The organism is Pseudoduganella sp. OTU4001, from assembly GCF_038440195.1.
In the GTDB taxonomy this organism is placed as follows: Bacteria; Pseudomonadota; Gammaproteobacteria; order Burkholderiales; family Burkholderiaceae_D; genus Rugamonas.
In genome coordinates, this window is record NZ_JASATG010000004.1 from 1 (window position 1) to 15,403 (window position 15,403).

General features: G+C 62.8%; 17 protein-coding genes. 10 read left to right on the plus strand and 7 right to left on the minus strand.

Annotation, left to right across the window (positions count from 1 at the left end):
- Together AAHE99_RS04925 and AAHE99_RS04930 are read right to left on the minus strand one after the other, a co-directional pair.
- Positions 1–195: hypothetical protein (locus AAHE99_RS04925; protein ID WP_342115028.1), on the minus strand; the 195-nt coding region annotated here is incomplete at its 3' end.
- A gap of 113 nt (positions 196–308) precedes the next feature.
- Positions 309–848 (minus strand): DinB family protein, encoded by a 540-nt coding sequence (locus AAHE99_RS04930; protein ID WP_342115030.1) that lies wholly within the window; start codon positions 846–848, stop codon positions 309–311.
- A 70-nt stretch (positions 849–918) separates the two neighbouring features.
- Between AAHE99_RS04930 and ychF the strand changes: the two genes are divergently transcribed.
- Positions 919–2,010: a redox-regulated ATPase YchF gene (gene ychF, locus AAHE99_RS04935; RefSeq protein ID WP_342115032.1), complete on the plus strand. Its 1,092-nt coding sequence runs from the start codon at positions 919–921 to the stop codon at positions 2,008–2,010.
- A gap of 67 nt (positions 2,011–2,077) precedes the next feature.
- Here ychF and AAHE99_RS04940 read toward each other — a convergent pair whose 3' ends face one another.
- From AAHE99_RS04940 to AAHE99_RS04950, 3 genes are read right to left on the minus strand one after another with little or no spacing between them, the layout of a single operon-like run.
- Complete coding sequence (locus AAHE99_RS04940) at positions 2,078–3,070, minus strand: hypothetical protein (RefSeq protein ID WP_342115034.1); 993 nt, start codon at positions 3,068–3,070, stop codon at positions 2,078–2,080.
- Positions 3,071–3,101: 31 nt separating this feature from the next.
- Complete coding sequence (locus AAHE99_RS04945) at positions 3,102–3,584, minus strand: hypothetical protein (RefSeq protein ID WP_342115036.1); 483 nt, start codon at positions 3,582–3,584, stop codon at positions 3,102–3,104.
- 1 nt (position 3,585) lies between these two features.
- Complete coding sequence (locus AAHE99_RS04950; protein WP_342115038.1) at positions 3,586–4,185, minus strand: RNA polymerase sigma factor; 600 nt, start codon at positions 4,183–4,185, stop codon at positions 3,586–3,588.
- A gap of 119 nt (positions 4,186–4,304) precedes the next feature.
- Between AAHE99_RS04950 and AAHE99_RS04955 the strand changes: the two genes are divergently transcribed.
- Positions 4,305–5,468: a DUF4214 domain-containing protein gene (locus tag AAHE99_RS04955; protein ID WP_342115040.1), complete on the plus strand. Its 1,164-nt coding sequence runs from the start codon at positions 4,305–4,307 to the stop codon at positions 5,466–5,468.
- Complete coding sequence (locus tag AAHE99_RS04960; RefSeq protein WP_342115043.1) at positions 5,465–6,631, plus strand: DUF4214 domain-containing protein; 1,167 nt, start codon at positions 5,465–5,467, stop codon at positions 6,629–6,631. Before AAHE99_RS04955 ends, AAHE99_RS04960 begins: the two co-directional genes overlap by 4 nt.
- On the opposite strand, the gene AAHE99_RS04965 is transcribed toward AAHE99_RS04960, so the two are convergent.
- A complete protein-coding gene (locus tag AAHE99_RS04965; protein WP_342115044.1) occupies positions 6,610–7,107 on the minus strand; it encodes a nuclear transport factor 2 family protein in 498 nt (165 codons plus the stop codon). The genes AAHE99_RS04960 and AAHE99_RS04965 overlap by 22 nt on opposite strands.
- A gap of 71 nt (positions 7,108–7,178) precedes the next feature.
- Between AAHE99_RS04965 and AAHE99_RS04970 the strand changes: the two genes are divergently transcribed.
- The 3 genes from AAHE99_RS04970 to AAHE99_RS04980 all read left to right on the plus strand — a co-directional run bounded on the left by AAHE99_RS04970 (position 7,179) and on the right by AAHE99_RS04980 (position 10,643).
- Positions 7,179–8,561: an NYN domain-containing protein gene (locus tag AAHE99_RS04970; RefSeq protein ID WP_342115046.1), complete on the plus strand. Its 1,383-nt coding sequence runs from the start codon at positions 7,179–7,181 to the stop codon at positions 8,559–8,561.
- Positions 8,562–8,631: 70 nt separating this feature from the next.
- Positions 8,632–9,483: an MOSC domain-containing protein gene (locus AAHE99_RS04975; RefSeq protein ID WP_342115049.1), complete on the plus strand. Its 852-nt coding sequence runs from the start codon at positions 8,632–8,634 to the stop codon at positions 9,481–9,483.
- Between the two features lie 20 nt (positions 9,484–9,503).
- Positions 9,504–10,643 (plus strand): GGDEF domain-containing protein, encoded by a 1,140-nt coding sequence (locus AAHE99_RS04980; RefSeq protein WP_342115469.1) that lies wholly within the window; start codon positions 9,504–9,506, stop codon positions 10,641–10,643.
- Here AAHE99_RS04980 and AAHE99_RS04985 read toward each other — a convergent pair.
- Entirely contained in the window at positions 10,640–12,619 is a 1,980-nt protein-coding gene (locus AAHE99_RS04985) for a cation:proton antiporter domain-containing protein (RefSeq protein ID WP_342115051.1), read from the minus strand. The genes AAHE99_RS04980 and AAHE99_RS04985 overlap by 4 nt on opposite strands.
- A gap of 82 nt (positions 12,620–12,701) precedes the next feature.
- Here AAHE99_RS04985 and AAHE99_RS04990 point away from each other — a divergent pair, with 82 nt between their 5' ends.
- Genes AAHE99_RS04990 through lptA form a run of 4 tightly spaced genes read left to right on the plus strand, consistent with a single transcriptional unit; the run spans position 12,702 to position 15,401 of the window.
- Positions 12,702–13,700, plus strand: coding sequence for a KpsF/GutQ family sugar-phosphate isomerase (locus AAHE99_RS04990; protein ID WP_342115052.1), 999 nt, complete (start codon positions 12,702–12,704; stop codon positions 13,698–13,700).
- Positions 13,700–14,236, plus strand: a complete 537-nt coding sequence (locus AAHE99_RS04995) for a KdsC family phosphatase (RefSeq protein ID WP_342115053.1) — start codon at positions 13,700–13,702, stop codon at positions 14,234–14,236. The genes AAHE99_RS04990 and AAHE99_RS04995 overlap by 1 nt, the downstream gene beginning before the upstream one ends.
- A 3-nt stretch (positions 14,237–14,239) precedes the next feature.
- Positions 14,240–14,836 carry an LPS export ABC transporter periplasmic protein LptC gene (gene lptC / locus AAHE99_RS05000; protein ID WP_342115055.1) on the plus strand — a complete coding sequence of 199 codons (597 nt, stop codon included), beginning with the start codon at positions 14,240–14,242 and terminating at the stop codon, positions 14,834–14,836.
- Between the two features lie 13 nt (positions 14,837–14,849).
- Positions 14,850–15,401 carry a lipopolysaccharide transport periplasmic protein LptA gene (lptA, locus tag AAHE99_RS05005; protein WP_342115056.1) on the plus strand — a complete coding sequence of 184 codons (552 nt, stop codon included), beginning with the start codon at positions 14,850–14,852 and terminating at the stop codon, positions 15,399–15,401.
- Positions 15,402–15,403: the final 2 nt, after the last annotated feature.

Below are 15,403 nucleotides of genomic sequence, written 5' to 3' on the forward strand. Positions count from 1 at the left end.
CGCGGCGGCGGGGGCAGGGGCATCAGCCACGGCTTGCCGGGCCAGCTGGCGCTCCATGCTGGCCAGCTTGTCCTCCATGCCTACCAGTTCGACTTGCAGCTGGAGTGTGTGTTCGCGTGCCCAGCGCGCGTCACGGCGGGCCACCCAGGCCCAGCGCGCCACCACGCATAGCACGATAAACCAAAGCAAATCCATGAATGCTCCTTCTATTGTATTAAAAGCATTATTTGCCGTTAGCCACAATAGCACAAGCACTGGCGATACCTGTATCGCCAGCCGCCCGCAAAGGTATCAGGATTTGATGCTGCTCAAACCTCCGCTTCCGGCACCAGCATCAGCAGATCGGTTACGCCCACATCCACCCCGGCCTGGGACAGCAGGGTCGTAGCCTGGCCGCGATGGTGGGTCTGATGGTTAAAGAAGTGCAGCAGCAGCAAGCCAAGCTGCTTGTTATTGGCCTCGCCATTCATGCGGCGATAGCTGACCACCGCATCCAGGTCATCCTCCACCAGTTGCGCCATCCAGTCCCGGATCATGCGGTCGAGCCACGCGCGCCGGTCGCGCAGGGCGTCGAAGGAGTCGCACAGCGGCTGGTCCAGCGCCGCCGGCATCGCCATATGCGACATCGGCGCCAGTACGGCGGCAAAGCGCGGATGGGCGGCGATGCGTTTGAGCCAGATGGTGTCCGCCACCGCGATATGGTTCAAGGTGGCCAGCAGGGAGCCGAAGAACGCTCCCCGTTCGGCCTCCAGCGCGCCGGGCGGCAAGGCGGCAGCCGCCTCGTACAGCTTTTCGTTCATCCACTCGTTGTAGTGGGCCAGCAGGGTGAAATGGGCGGTTCTTGACATGTTATGGGGTACAATCTCGGTCTATTTGCGGGAAATCCCGTAGCAGAACAATATCATTAAAGGTTTTTCCATGAGTCTGAAATGCGGCATCGTCGGCCTGCCTAACGTCGGCAAGTCCACCCTCTTCAATGCACTGACCAAGGCCGGCATCGCGGCCGAGAACTACCCGTTCTGCACCATCGAGCCGAACGTCGGCGTGGTGGAAGTACCGGATCCGCGCCTGAACCAGCTGTCGGAGATCGTCAAGCCGGAGCGCATCGTTCCTGCCATCGTGGAATTCGTCGACATCGCCGGCCTGGTGGCTGGCGCGTCCAAAGGTGAAGGCCTGGGCAACCAGTTCCTGTCCCACATCCGCGAAACCGACGCCATCGTCAACGTGGTGCGCTGCTTCGAGGACGATAATGTGGTGCACGTTTCCGGCCGCGTATCGCCGCTGGACGATATCGAAGTGATCCAGACCGAACTGGCCCTGGCCGACCTGTCGACCGTGGAAAAGACCATCGCCCGCGAGCAGAAAAAAGCCCGCTCCGGCGACAAGGATTCGGCCAAGCTGGTGGCCCTGCTGGAAACCCTGGTACCGCACCTGAACGAAGCCAAGCCGGTGCGCGCCATGGGCCTGGGCGCCGAAGACATGGCCCTGATCAAGCCACTGTGCCTGATCACCGCCAAGCCAGCCATGTACGTGGCCAACGTGTCCGACAGCGGCTTCACCAACAACCCGCTGCTGGACCAGCTGACCAAGTACGCCGAAGCGCAGAACGCCCCGATCGTGGCCATCTGCGCCGCCATCGAATCCGAAATCGCTGAACTGGACGACGCCGACAAGGCAGCCTTCCTGGCCGACATGGGCATGGAAGAGCCAGGCCTGGACCGCCTGATCCGCGCCGGCTTCAAGCTGCTCGGCCTGCAGACCTACTTCACCGCCGGCGTGAAGGAAGTGCGCGCCTGGACCATCCACATCGGCGACACCGCTCCGCAAGCTGCGGGCGTGATCCACACCGACTTCGAACGCGGCTTCATCCGCGCCCAAACCATCGCCTTCGACGACTTCATCGCCTACAAAGGCGAGTCCGGCGCCAAGGAAGCGGGCAAGATGCGCGCTGAAGGCAAGGAATATGTGGTCAAGGACGGCGACGTGCTGAACTTCCTGTTCAACGTCTGATCCATTACGGAACCACGCAAAAACGCCCTCTGCAAAGAGGGCGTTTTCGTTTTGGGCCCAGCCTTGGTCAGGGCGCCTTCTTTTCGATGACCTTTTCCACGTTCGGCGTGATCTCCTTGACGGTATAGTCGGAGGGAACGGTGAACAGTGCCGCATCGGGTTCGGCGCGTTTGATATTGGCGAGGCGATAGACGTCCTCGCCGCGGCGCGGGTCGCTGTGTTTGGTCATCAAGACGACCTGCAGCTCCGGCGAATACCAGGTTTCGTGCGAGACGACGATCACATTGCGGTTGCCTACTTCGCCAGCGGGGATTTCATAGCTGCGCATGCTGCCCTCTGCCTTCAGGCCTTCGATCTCCTTGCTGCCCAATTCGCTGGTGCTGGCCTTGGATGCATATTTATGGTCGGCGAAAGCGCCGCCCAGGGTCAGCCCATGCGCCAGCTCGCGCGCCACACCGGCTTCAGCCACCGACCTGGTGGTGAGCACGCGCACATTTTCCTGAACGTTCCGGCGCTGTTCGCCGTCGACTCGCTCGACGCGCTTGATGACGATCGCCTCGCCATTCGGACCCGTGTCCTGCGTGGCGCCCGGCGTCCTGCCTTCCTTGCGCAGCGCTTCGATCCTGGCGCGCGCCATTTCACGCATTGCACGCGGGGCGGTAATCTTGTTGGCGGTTTTCCGCTGCGGATTCAGGATATACGTGGTGCCGTCGGTTTCGCGGATCGTGATGGTACGCAGCTCACCCTTGGCGTCGCGGATTTCCTGGCGCGTGCGGCCATTGCTGTCGCGGTAGCTCCGGGAACTGGACTTGACGGCAATCTCGTTGCCATCGGACAGATTTTGCTGGCGCTCGCTGATGACATCGGCCGAATAGGGGGCGCCTTTGACGAATCGTTCGGCACGCAGCAGCGGACTGGCGATGCGCAAGCCGTCCGGGCCATGCACCTCATTGGCGATGACGATGGTGCGCTGCTCCGGGCCTTCGCCCGCTTCGTCCGCAAATGCCGGGGCAAGCAAGCTGCCCAGCAAGACTGCAATCAGGACCTTCTTGGTATGCATGGTTTCCTCCATGTGGTGTAAATTCGATGTATTACAAAGGCAGCAAGCGCAGGGCCAACGGTTCGCCGTCCGCGCCGATAAGCAATTGGGCGCGTACCGATTCGCCCGCGGTTTGCGGATCGAGCGCTCCGGCCATGCCGGCCAGGGCGGTGCGCGGCAGGACTGCTTCCACCAGCTGCGGCGCCGCTTCCATCTCAATGCGTTCGCGTGATTCGAGCGCGATGAAGTCGCCGCCCTCATCGAGGAAGGCCGGCTGGCCAGAGCGCTCCGGCATTGGCGCGACAAGCGTAACGGCCAGGATCGCCAGTGTGCCTGCCCCGGCCAGGATCCCGCTCGCCACGCCCCATTGCTGGCGGCCCAGGCGCTGATACCAGCGCTTTTTCGGGAACTGCCTGGCGAAGGTGCTTAGCAATGCCTGTTCGACCTCGGGCGGGGTGTCCAGCCCATGGCTGGCGGCGCGCAGGGCGTCGAAGGACGGGGCGAGTAGCGATTCATCATGTTCCGGAGTAGTCATGTCATTCACCTGCATCAATCAAAGTGGGGCGGTGCGCCCCTAATCGTTTCACCAGGGCCGACCGTGCCCGCGACAGGCGCGAGCGGACAGTGCCGAGGTCGATCTGGCAGATGGAAGCAATTTCCACGTAGGACAGATCATGCAATTCATAGAGGATGACCACGTCGCGGTAATGCGGCGGCAATTGCGCAAGGGCCCGCCGCACATCCTCGGCCCGTTCGTCGCTGAGCATGCGCGCCAGCGGTTCCGCACTGTCGTCGGGCAGCTCAAGCTCGCTGTCGTCCTCGCCAAGCTCCGGCAGGCTTGCAGTGCGGCGGCGTGCTTCCTCTTGCCTGAGCAGCAAATTGCGGGCGACGCCGAACAAGAATGGCGCCAGCGCGCCGCGTGTCGCGTCGAAGGCCAGGCTACCAGCCAGCAATCCCATGAACACTTCCTGCACCACGTCAGCGGCGGTATCGGTGGAGCCGCAACGCATGGCGGCGAAGCGGAACAGGGCACCCTGGTGGCGCTGGTAAAGCGTGCGGAAGGCGCTGGCATCGCCCAGGCGCAGCTGGCGCAGCAAGTCTGTATCGGCGATGGTGGTTGGCTCGGTCATCTTCATATGTTTGGTGATATTCCGGCCAAGCTGCGAAAAAGTTCCAGATATCCGCAAAAAATATTTGAAGAGGTGATTTTGGGTGAGACTTTTGCCAAAAAAGCATTGATACAATCGGCCGCACTATGACTACCCCAACCAAAATCGAATCGATCCAGCAGTTGTATCTCGCCTACCTCCAGCGCCCAGCCGATCCGCTGGGACTGCAGTATTGGATGCATATCATGGATACGCAAGGCATCGACGCCATTGGCGCCGCATTTGCCAAATCGCCGGAGTACCGTGCGCTCACTGCAGGAAAGTCCAATGCGGAAGTGGTGGAAACGCTTTACCTCAACCTGTTTGGTCAGCGTCCGGATGCCGTCGGCTTGGCGTTTTACAAGAATGCGCTCGACTCGGGCAAAACCACAGTGGACGCTGTTGCCGCCGAAATCCTGAAAGGTGCGGTGGGCAGCGATCTGGAAATCGTCAAGAACAAAGTCGTCGCGACCGACTTGTTCACCACCGCCCTCGGCATTGACCCAGGCAACCTCCTTGGTTACGCGGACTATTTAAGCCGGGGCAAGGACTTCGTCGGGATGGTCAGTAGTGACGCTAGCCTGTACAACGCGCTCGCTGCGCTGCCCAACGTGCTTGAGCTAGTCATGCATCCCATCGGCAGCGGCGCGCAAGGCGCCGTGGCGCACGATGCCTACCCGTCACTGCCGCTGAATAACGATGACGCGGTGCAGCGGCTATTCCTGGCCTACTTCGATCGCCCGGCCACGGTGGATGAACTGGCCTTGTGGAGCGACACGTACGCCAAGTCCGGCTTTGCCGCAGTCAGCAAACAGCTGTCGCAATTAAAGGAGTACACCGACAGCGTGCAGAATCTGAGCCATGCGCAAGTAGTGGACCAGCTGTATATGAACCTGTTTGGCCGCCACGGCGAAAGCGCGGGGGTGGCCTTCTACGCCGATGCGCTGTCGAGCGGGAAGACGACCGTGGACCAGCTGCTGCTCGGCTTTATCAATGGCGCCTTGGGCATGGACCACGACGTCCTCGAGAACCGCATGATTGGCGCGGAGCTGTTCACCACCGCGCTCAAGATCGAACCGCAGCTGATCGAAATCTATAACCTGTACAAGGTTCCGGGCAAAGCGTTCCTGGATACGGTCACCAGCGACGCCAGCCTGTACCAGGCCCTGCGCGATTTGCCGAAAATGCTGCATGAGGTGCAGGACATGATGAACACCCCGATTTCCCTCACCCAACTGATCGGTGTGCCCTTGGCGGAGATCGCACCATGACCACGCCTGCTCAAATCGATACCATCCAGCAGCTCTACCTTGCCTATTTCCAGCGTCCCGCCGATCCGCCCGGGCTTGAATTCTGGCTCCATTGGCTGCCGACCATTGGCGCCGCTGGTATCAGCGCCGAATTTGCCAGGCAACCAGAGTACCGCGCGCTGTTTGCGGGAAAGAGCAATGCGGAAGCCGTCGACACGCTGTACCTCAACCTGTTCGGCCGGCATGCCGATGACGGCGGCCTGGCCTTTTACAAAGGCATGCTCGATTCGGGCAAGGCGTCGCTGGACTTTGTCGCAGTCGATATCCTGAAAGGCGCCGTAGGCAGCGACTTCGAGATCATCGATAACAAAATGGTCGCTGCGGAATTGTTCACGACAGCCCTGGGCATCGATCCGGTAAACATCAACTATTACAACTCGACTGGGCTCATCAAGAAGGCCAAGGACTTCATCGCTTCGATCGGCGACGACGCCAGCGTATACGCCGCGCTTGGCACGCTGCCCAGCCTCTTCGAAATCATCATATCCGTTGCTCAGCACAAGCTGGTGGCGCATGATGTCATCGCCGCGCCCAGGCTGGATAGCGAAGACATGGTGCAGGAGCTGTTCCTTGCCTATTTCAACCGCCCCGCGTCGGTCGGTGAATTGAAGCTATGGTGCGAAACGCTCGACAAGTCGTCATTCGCCGCAGTCAGCCAGCAGTTGTCGCAAACATCGGAATACCTCAACAGCGTGCTGGGCATGAGCCATGCACAGGTGGTGGACAAGCTCTACCTGAATCTGTTCGGCCGCCATGGCGACGTGGCCGGCCTGTCGTTCTACAGTGATGCCCTGTCGAGCGGGAAGATGAAGATCGACCAGCTGGTGCAAAGCTTCCTGCTGGGTGCTCTGGGCGACGACCGTGACGTGCTGGAAAACCGCACCATCGGTGCCGAGATGTTTACCACGTCGCTCAAGATCGAAAGAGTACTGAGCGGCTTGTATCTTGCGCACACGGAAGTGGGCAAGGTCTTTGTGGACTCGATCACCACCGATGCCACTGCCTTTACGGCCGTACGCAGTCTGCCGAAGGTATTGCAGGACATGGCCGCGTCCGAGCCGCCGGCGCACATGGCCATCCTGATTGGGCAGGCCGAGCCGGATTACGGCTTGTTCGGTTCCTGAGCCGCTTCATGCTCGCGGATGGCTTTGGTGAAGCTGTCCATCAGCGGGTTGGGCACGGCCAGCGACAGCTGGTAGTGCTCGATCAGGAAGCCCTTGCCGGTGTTGCGCAGCACGCCGCTGGCCTGGCAGGTCCCCATCTGTGTATTCAACTGCTCGTCGAACCACACGTATTTCTTATCGGGTGAGAAGTAGACATTGCGCTTTTGCGCGGTGAAATTCCAGGCCTTCTTGCGGTCCCAGAAGCGCTTGGCCCAGGCCTTGAATTCCTGGTAGCTCCATACCTCGCTCTTGTCGGTGCCGATAAACACGCCGTCGGGTGCGAACTTGTCCCAGTAGTCGGGGCGGGTGTTGGCGGCATCGTCGTGCCAGCGGTCGACGAAGGCATTCACCTGCTGGCGGAATTCGGCGTCCTTATCGGCCGCCATGGCGCTATGCATCATCAGGGCGGCGGCGGCGGCGATCAGCAGGTGCTTCATGGAGGTCTCCTGGTTAATGTTTGCGAAATAGTATAATCGTCGGATTGTGCACAGCAAATAAGACCAACACCATGGCCTCACCGAACGAAAACGCCAGCATGGCGCTGTTCTGCGACTTTGAAAACGTCGCACTGGGCGTCCGCGACGCCAACTACGAGAAATTCGACATCAAACCAGTGCTGGAGCGACTGCTGCTGAAGGGCAGCATCGTGGTCAAGAAGGCCTATTGCGACTGGGACCGCTACAAGGGCTTCAAGGCCCCCATGCATGAGGCGAACTTCGAGCTGATCGAAATCCCGCACGTGCGACTGTCCGGCAAGAACTCGGCCGATATCCGCATGGTGGTCGATGCGCTGGACCTCTGCTATACCAAGGCCCACGTCAACACCTTCGTCATCATCTCCGGCGACTCCGACTTTTCGCCGCTGGTGTCCAAGCTGCGCGAGAACGCCAAGCGCGTGATCGGCGTGGGCGTGAAGGATTCGACTTCCGACCTGCTGGTGGCGAACTGCGACGAATTCATTTTCTACGACGACCTGGTGCGCGAATCGCGCCGCCAGCGCCAGGCCAGCCGCGACAGCCGCGAGCAGCAGCCTAAGCGTTCGCCGGAAGAGGAGAAGCGCCGCCGCGAGGAGATGGATAAGCGCCGCAACCAGTGCATCGACATCGCCTACACCACGTTCGACGCGCTGGCTGCCGAACGCGGCGAGGGCAAGATCTGGGCTTCGGTGCTGAAGGAAGCGATCAAGCGCCGCAAGCCGGACTTCAGCGAGTCGTATTACGGTTTCCGTACCTTCGGCAACCTGCTGGAGGAAATGAAGGCGCGCGGCCTGCTGGAATTCGGCCGCGATGAGAAGTCGGGCGCTTATGTGTACCGCAGCAGCCAGCCAGTCGTGCTGCCGGTGGTGGAGCAGGAAGCTGCTCCAGCGGCCGCAGTGGAAGGCGAGGGCGCCGAGCAAGCCGACGCCGCACCGGTGGCGCACGGCGAAGCTGCCGCGCCGGCGGAACGCGAAGGCCGTGAAGGTCGCCGTGGCCGCGGCAGCCGTGGCGGCCGTGGCCGCCGTGGCGAGGGTGCGCCAGCCGCTGCCGACGCGCCTGCGGTGGAAGTGGCTGCCGATGCCGAGGTTGCTGCCGTGGCGGCGGTCGAGGAAGTTGCGCCGATAGTCGAAGCGCCCGCCGAGGCGGAAACTGCGGCGCCAGCCAAGCGCACCCGCGCCGCTGCCAAAAAGCCGGCCGCGAAGAAGGCCGGTACGCGCAGCAGCAAGGTGGCGCAGGCCGCTGCCGATGCGGCAGAAGCGGTGCAGCAGGCGGAAGCCGTGCTGGCTGCCGCTGCGGAAGCCGCGGTGGCGGCGGAAGCGGCGCCTGCTGCGGCAAAGCGCGCCAAGAAGCCTGGCACCCACAAGCCATCGGCACGCAGCAAGCTGCCGAAAAAGCCGAAGGCCGAAGCGGCCTGACGCGCGCCATGTGCCTGACCCTGCGGGTCAGGCACAGCTCTGCCGGTTTTCTGCCATACTGATGGGCACCATGCCCATCATCTCCGAACTCAATATCTACCCCATCAAATCCTGCGCCGGCCTCTCCTTGAAGGAAGCCACCCTGACCCGCGCCGGCCTGATGACCGAACAAATCTACGACCGCGAGTGGATGCTGGTGGACGTCAACGGCGACGCCCTGACCCAGCGCGAACACCCGCGCATGGCCCTGATCGTGCCGCGCATTAAAGCCGAGACGCTGGAACTGCGCGCCCCCGGCATGCTGCAGCTGGAAATCCCCCTCGGCCTGCCCGACCCCGACAGCGCGCCATCGCTGCAAGTACAGGTGTGGGAAGACACCGTCCTGGCCTACGATTGCGACGAAACCACCGCCACCTGGTTCAGCAAATTCCTCGGCATCGAATGCCGCCTGGTGCGCTTCCACGCCAACGCCAAGCGCCTCACCAGCGGCAAGTGGACCGACGGCGAGCAGCACCCGACCCTGTTCTCCGACGGCTACCCGATCCTGGTCACCGGCACCGGTTCGCTGCAGGACCTGAACGACAAGCTGGCCAGGCAAGGCCGTGCCCCGCTGCCGATGAACCGCTTCCGCGCCAACCTGGTGATCGGCGACATTGACGCCTTCGAAGAAGACTACGCCGACGAACTGCGCATCGGCGAAGCCGTGCTGAAGCCCTGCAAGCCATGCGCCCGCTGCCCCATGCCTTCGGTCGACCAGGCAACCGGCGAGTTCGGCCCCGACCCGCTGGACATCCTGCAAAGCTACCGCGCCAAGGCGGAAGTCGATGGCGGCATCTGTTTCGGTATGAATGCCGTAGTAACAACAGGTGATGGCATAAAACTAAGGGTTGGAGACCAAATCGAGGTTACACTGGCGTTTTAGTAGTGAATTTGTGGCGGGCGATGGAGATCACGCAGAAAATCAAGGGCAAGGAACCTACGCAAACGGACCTGGCGGCCGAAAACCAGGCCCTGCGCACCCGCCTTGCCTACCTGATCGAGCAAGCCGAACGCAATCACTCGATCATGATGCGCCACCAGGCGTTCGACCTGGAGATTGTCGGCGCGGCCAGCTTCCCTGAGCTGATTGGCACCATCTTCCGCACCTTGCCGGTGATTTCCGACCTGGATGCGGTGACCCTGACCCTGGTCGACGTGGATGACGATATCCGCACCGTGATGGAAAAGCTGGGCGTCGATTTCAAGGAATTCCCGGACCTGGTGTTCGTGCCGGATGTGGAAGGGTTGGGCTTTGACATGCTGCCCGGCCAGCCGCCGCGCCCCCAGCTGGGCATGTTCGATGCGCTGAAACATGGACGCCAGTTCCCGCAGCCGGCCGCGCGCCTGCAAAGCGTGGGGGTGGTGCCGCTGCTGCGCAATAAGCGTCTGATTGGCTCGCTCAACCTGGGCAGCGCCGATCCGACGCGCTTCTCGCCCAGCCTGGGCACCGATTTCGTCGAGCACATGGCGTCCATCATCGCCATCTGCCTGGAGAACGTGATCTCCAACGAGATGCTGAAATATATGGGCTTGACCGATGCTCTCACCGGCGTGTTTAACCGGCGGTATGTCGACCGGCGCCTGCTGGAGGAGATTTCACGTGCGCGCCGGCAGGAGTATCCGGTGTCGTTCATGTATATCGATATCGACCACTTCAAGCGGGTCAACGATACCGTTGGCCATGGCGGCGGCGACGAAGTGCTGCGCGAGGTGGCGGCGCGCATCAAGGCCGAGCTGCGGCTGTCCGATGCGCTGGCGCGTTTTGGCGGCGAGGAGTTCGTGGTGCTGCTGATCGATGCGGACCTGGAGAGTGCGGCCTATGTGGCCGAGCGTATCCGCGCCGGGATTGCGGCCAGCATGATCGAGCTGTCGCATGGGGTGAAAGTGTCGATTACGGCCTCCGTTGGCGTGTCCAGCCTGTCGCAGGTGCCGGATGGCGGCAAGCCGGAGGCGCAGGCGGCGCAGCTGATCGAGCAGGCGGATGAAGCCTTGTACCAGGCGAAAGAGGGCGGCCGCAACCGCGTGATCCGCTACGCGGCTTAAGCCAGCAGGTCGCTTTCCGCGCGCGCCACTTCTTCAGCGGTGCCGCGCAACACCACCACATCCCCCGCCTCCAGCGTCATGCCCGGCTCGGCCTCCAGCCGCACACGCCCGCGCCGGATGGCGGAAATCTCTGCGCCACCCGCTTCCAGCCCCACGTCCCGCACGCACTTGCCAATGCAGGAAGCCTGCTCCCCCAGCGACACCGAATGCAGCCGCACCATCTCCGATTCCTCGCTGGAATCGCTCGCGCCATGGAAATACCCGCGCAGCGAGGCATAGCGCTCCTCGCGCGCCCGCTGCACGCGATGCACCACGCGCCGCAAAGGCACGCCCAGCATCACCAGCGCATGGGACGCCAGCATCAGCGAGCCCTCCATCAGTTCCGGCACCACTTCGGCGGCGCCGGCCTCCTTCAGCCGGTCCAGGTCCGTGTCGTCATGCGAACGCACAATCACCGGCAGCTCCGGCGCCAGCTCATGCACCAGGTGCAGCACCTTCAGCGCGGAAGGTGTCGAAGCATAGGTAATCACCACCGCCGACGCCCGCTTGATGCCGGCCGCCACCAGCGACTCGCGGCGCGCCGCGTCGCCATAGGACACGCTGGCGCCGGCGGCCTGCGCCTCCTGCACCCGGATCGGATCCAGGTCCAGCGCCTGGTAAGGGATCTTCTCTTCGGTCAGCAAGGTCGCCAGCGACTGGCCGGAGCGCCCAAAGCCCGCCACGATCACATGCTTTTGCGCCGACATGGTCCGCGCCGCGATATTGGTCAGGTTCAGCGACTGCATCATCCACTCATTGGCGGAGAACTTCAGCACGATCTTGTCCGACTGCGCGATCAGGAAGGGCGCCAGCAGCATCGACAGCACCATCGACGCCAGCACCACCTGCACCACGAAGGGGTCGACCAGCTTCATGCCGCCCACCACGTTCAGCAGCACGAAGCCGAATTCACCCGCCTGCGCCAGCGCCAGGCCGGTACGCATGGACGTGGAGGTGGAAGCGCCGAACAGCCGTGCCAGCCCCGCAATCAGGGCAAACTTGAGCAGCACCGGACCGGCCAGCAGCACCAGGACCAGCCACCAGTTCTCGAACACGATGCGCACGTTCAGCAGCATGCCGACGGTGATGAAGAACAGCCCCAGCAGCACGTCGCGGAACGGCTTGATGTCCTCTTCCACCTGGTGCTTGTATTCGGTCTCGGAAATCAGCATGCCCGCCACGAAAGCGCCCAGCGCCAGGGACAGGCCGGCGCGCTCGGTGATCCAGGCCGCGCCCAAGGTCACCAGCAGCAGGTTGAGCATGAACAGTTCCTGCGAACGGCGCATGACGACGATGGTGAACCACTTGCGCATCACTTTCTGGCCCAGTGCCAGCAGCAGGAGCAGCACCACCGCCGCCTTCAGGCTGGCCAGCCCCAGGGTCTTGGGCAGGTCGGCCGGATTCTGCGCCAGCGCCGGGATCAGGATCAGCAGCGGCACCACCGCCAGGTCCTGGAACAGCAGGATGCCGATGATCTTGCGCCCATGCTCGCTTTCCAGTTCCAGGCGTTCAGTGAGCAGTTTGACAACAATGGCGGTGGACGACATGGCCAGCGCGCCGCCCAGCGCGAACGAAGCCTGCCAGCCGAGCTCGATGGTGGGCGGCAGCACGAAGTGGATCAGCCAGCCAAACAGCATGGTGGCGGCAATGGTCAGCACCACTTGCGCCATGCCCAGCCCGAACACAATCGAGCGCATGGCCATCAGTTTGGGCAGGGAAAACTCCAGCCCGATCGAGAACATCAGGAACACCACCCCGAACTCGCCCAGCAGCTCGGTAGCGTGGCTATTCTCGGCCAACCCCATGGCGTGGGGACCCAGCAGGATGCCGACGGCCAGGTAACCCAGCATCGGCGGCAGGTGCATCATACGGAAGGCCACCACGCCTAAAACGGCGCTGCCAAGGAGGAGAAGGGTCAGCTCGAGGGGGGAGAACATCCGTTGTTTGTTTAGTCTGGCAAGTTTTTTGCTTATCTAATTCGGCTATACTTCGGGCATGAGTTTAACCCATGAAAAAACAATGCTGAAATCTTTTGATGCCAAGACCGCAACGCGTGCCCTGGAACTGGCGCGCCAGGCCCTGCAGATCGAAACGGACGCCCTGGCTGCGCTGAATGCGCGCCTGGCGACCGACGAAACTGTCGGCCAGGCCGTGTCCCTGTTGCTGCAATGCAAAGGCCGCGTGGTGGTGTCGGGCATCGGCAAATCTGGCCATATCGGCAAGAAAATCGCCGCCACCCTGGCCTCGACCGGCACCCCGGCCCTGTTCGTGCACCCGGCCGAAGCCGCGCACGGCGACCTGGGCATGGTGACCCCGGAAGACGTGGTGATCGCCATTTCCTATTCCGGCGAAGCGTCCGAGCTGATGGCCATCCTGCCGGTGGTCAAGCGCATGGGCGGCCACGTGATCGCCATGACCGGCAAGCCGCAATCGAGCCTGGCCCAGATCGCCGACGTGCACCTGGACGTCTCGGTGGCGAAAGAAGCCTGCCCGATGAACCTGGCCCCGACCGCGTCGACCACCGTCACGCTGGCGCTGGGCGACGCGATCGCCGTCGCGCTGCTCGAGCTGCGCGGCTTCAAGGAAGAAGATTTCGCCCGTTCCCATCCGGGTGGCGCCCTGGGCCGCCGCCTGCTGACCCATGTGCGCGACATCATGCGCAAGGACGCCGCCATCCCGGCCGTGGGCCTGGACACCCGCCTGCCGGACGCGCTGCTGGAAATCACCCAGAAGGGCATGGGCATGACCGCCGTGGTCGATGCCGCCAACAAGCCGGTCGGCGTGTTCACCGACGGCGACCTGCGCCGCATGATCGAGAAGGTGCAGGACTTCGGCAAGGTGGTGATCAAGGACGTGATGCACCTGAACCCGCGCACCATCGGCCCCGACCAGCTGGCGGTGGACGCCGTGGCGGTGATGGAAGAATTCCGCATCAACCAGATGCTGGTGGTGGACGCCGACGGCACCCTGGTGGGCGCCCTGCACATCCACGACCTGACGCGCGCCAAGGTGATCTGATGAAGCTGAAACACGAAGACCTGGTTGCCCGCGCCGCCAAGGTACGCCTGTTCATCTTCGACGTGGACGGCGTGCTGACCGACGGCAGCCTGACCTACGGCGCCGAAGGCGAAATGGTCAAGACCTTCAACGTGCACGACGGCCTGGGCATCAAGCTGTTGCAGGAAGCCGGCATCAAGACCGCGATCATCAGCGCCCGCCGTACGCCTATCGTGCTGGCGCGCGCCAAAGACCTGGGCATCGAATACGTGCACCAGGGCGGCCACGACAAACTGACCCCGTTCAAGGCCCTGCTGGAACAGCTGGGCATCACCGAGGAGCAGGTTGCCTTCATCGGCGACGACGTGGTGGACCTGCCTATCCTGAGCCGCGTAGGCTTTGCCGTCAGCGTGCCGAACGGCCGCCCGGAAGTGCATGCGCGCGCCCACTGGATCACCGAAGCAGCGGGCGGCCGCGGCGCCGTGCGCGAAGCCTGCGAATTCGTGCTGCGCGCCACCGGCAGCTACGAGCGCGTGATGGCGCAGTTCCTGGTATAAGCCATGCGCAACCAGAGAATCGCCCACCGTTTCCGTCTTTCCATCGGCATGGTCCTGGTGCTGGTGGCGGCGCTCGGCAGCTTCTATTTGCTGGAGCTGATGAACCGCGCCGGCGAGGAAATGCAGGCCGATATGCAAGCCAATGAACCGGACTACATCATCGAGAACTTCTCCTTCGTACGCATGTCGAAGGAAGGCAAGCCAAGCTACATCATCGCCGGCGACAAACTGACCCACCGCCCGATCGACGACTCGTCGGAAATCGACAAGCCGCGCGTGCGCAGCCTGGGCGCCGGCGAGCGGCCGCCGATGGAGATCGTGGCGAAGATGGCGCGCGTGGATGACGCCAACAGCCGCGTCACCCTGAACGGCAGCGTGACCATCGACCGTGCCGCCGCCGAGAATGCGCAGCCAATGCACATGGCGACGGAGAAGCTGGTGATCTTCCCCGATGAAGACCGCATGGAAACCGACCAGCCGGTGAAGATGAAGCTGGGGAATACGACCGCTACCGCCAATAGCATGCGCGCCAACAATGCGACGCGCCAATTGCACCTGGAAGGCGCCGGCACGCTGGTGCTGCCGCCGAAGGCACAATAAACAAGGAATGATTATGAAACGACTTCTGTTGTCGGCAGCTTTGCTGCTGGGAGTTGCAGCCCCGGCCCTGGCCGAGAAGGCCGACTCCTACAAGCCGACCAACATCAGCTACGGCGCGATGGATATCGACGACGTCAAGCAGGTGACCATCATGAGCGGCGGCGTCAAGCTGACTCGCGGCACCCTGACCATGACCGCCGAACGCGCGCTGGTCAAACAGTCGCCGGAAGGCTACCAGCAGGTGACCCTGTACGGCGACGGCAAGAAGGCTACCTTCCGCCAGAAGCGCGACGGCGCCGGCGACCTGTGGGTCGAAGGCGATGCCGACCGCATCGAATACGACGAGCAGGCCGAGCTGGTGAAGATGTTCAACAAGGCCGCCATCCGCCGCCTGGAAGGCGGCAAGCAGAACGACGAAGTGCAGGGCGAATTCATCTCCTACGACAGCCGCAAGGAATTCTTCAGCGTGCGCAACACGGCCACCGGTGAGAGCAAGCCGGGCGGCGGCCGCGGCACCATGGTGATCCAGCCATCGCGCACCGAACCACCGGCGGAGAAGAAGTAAGC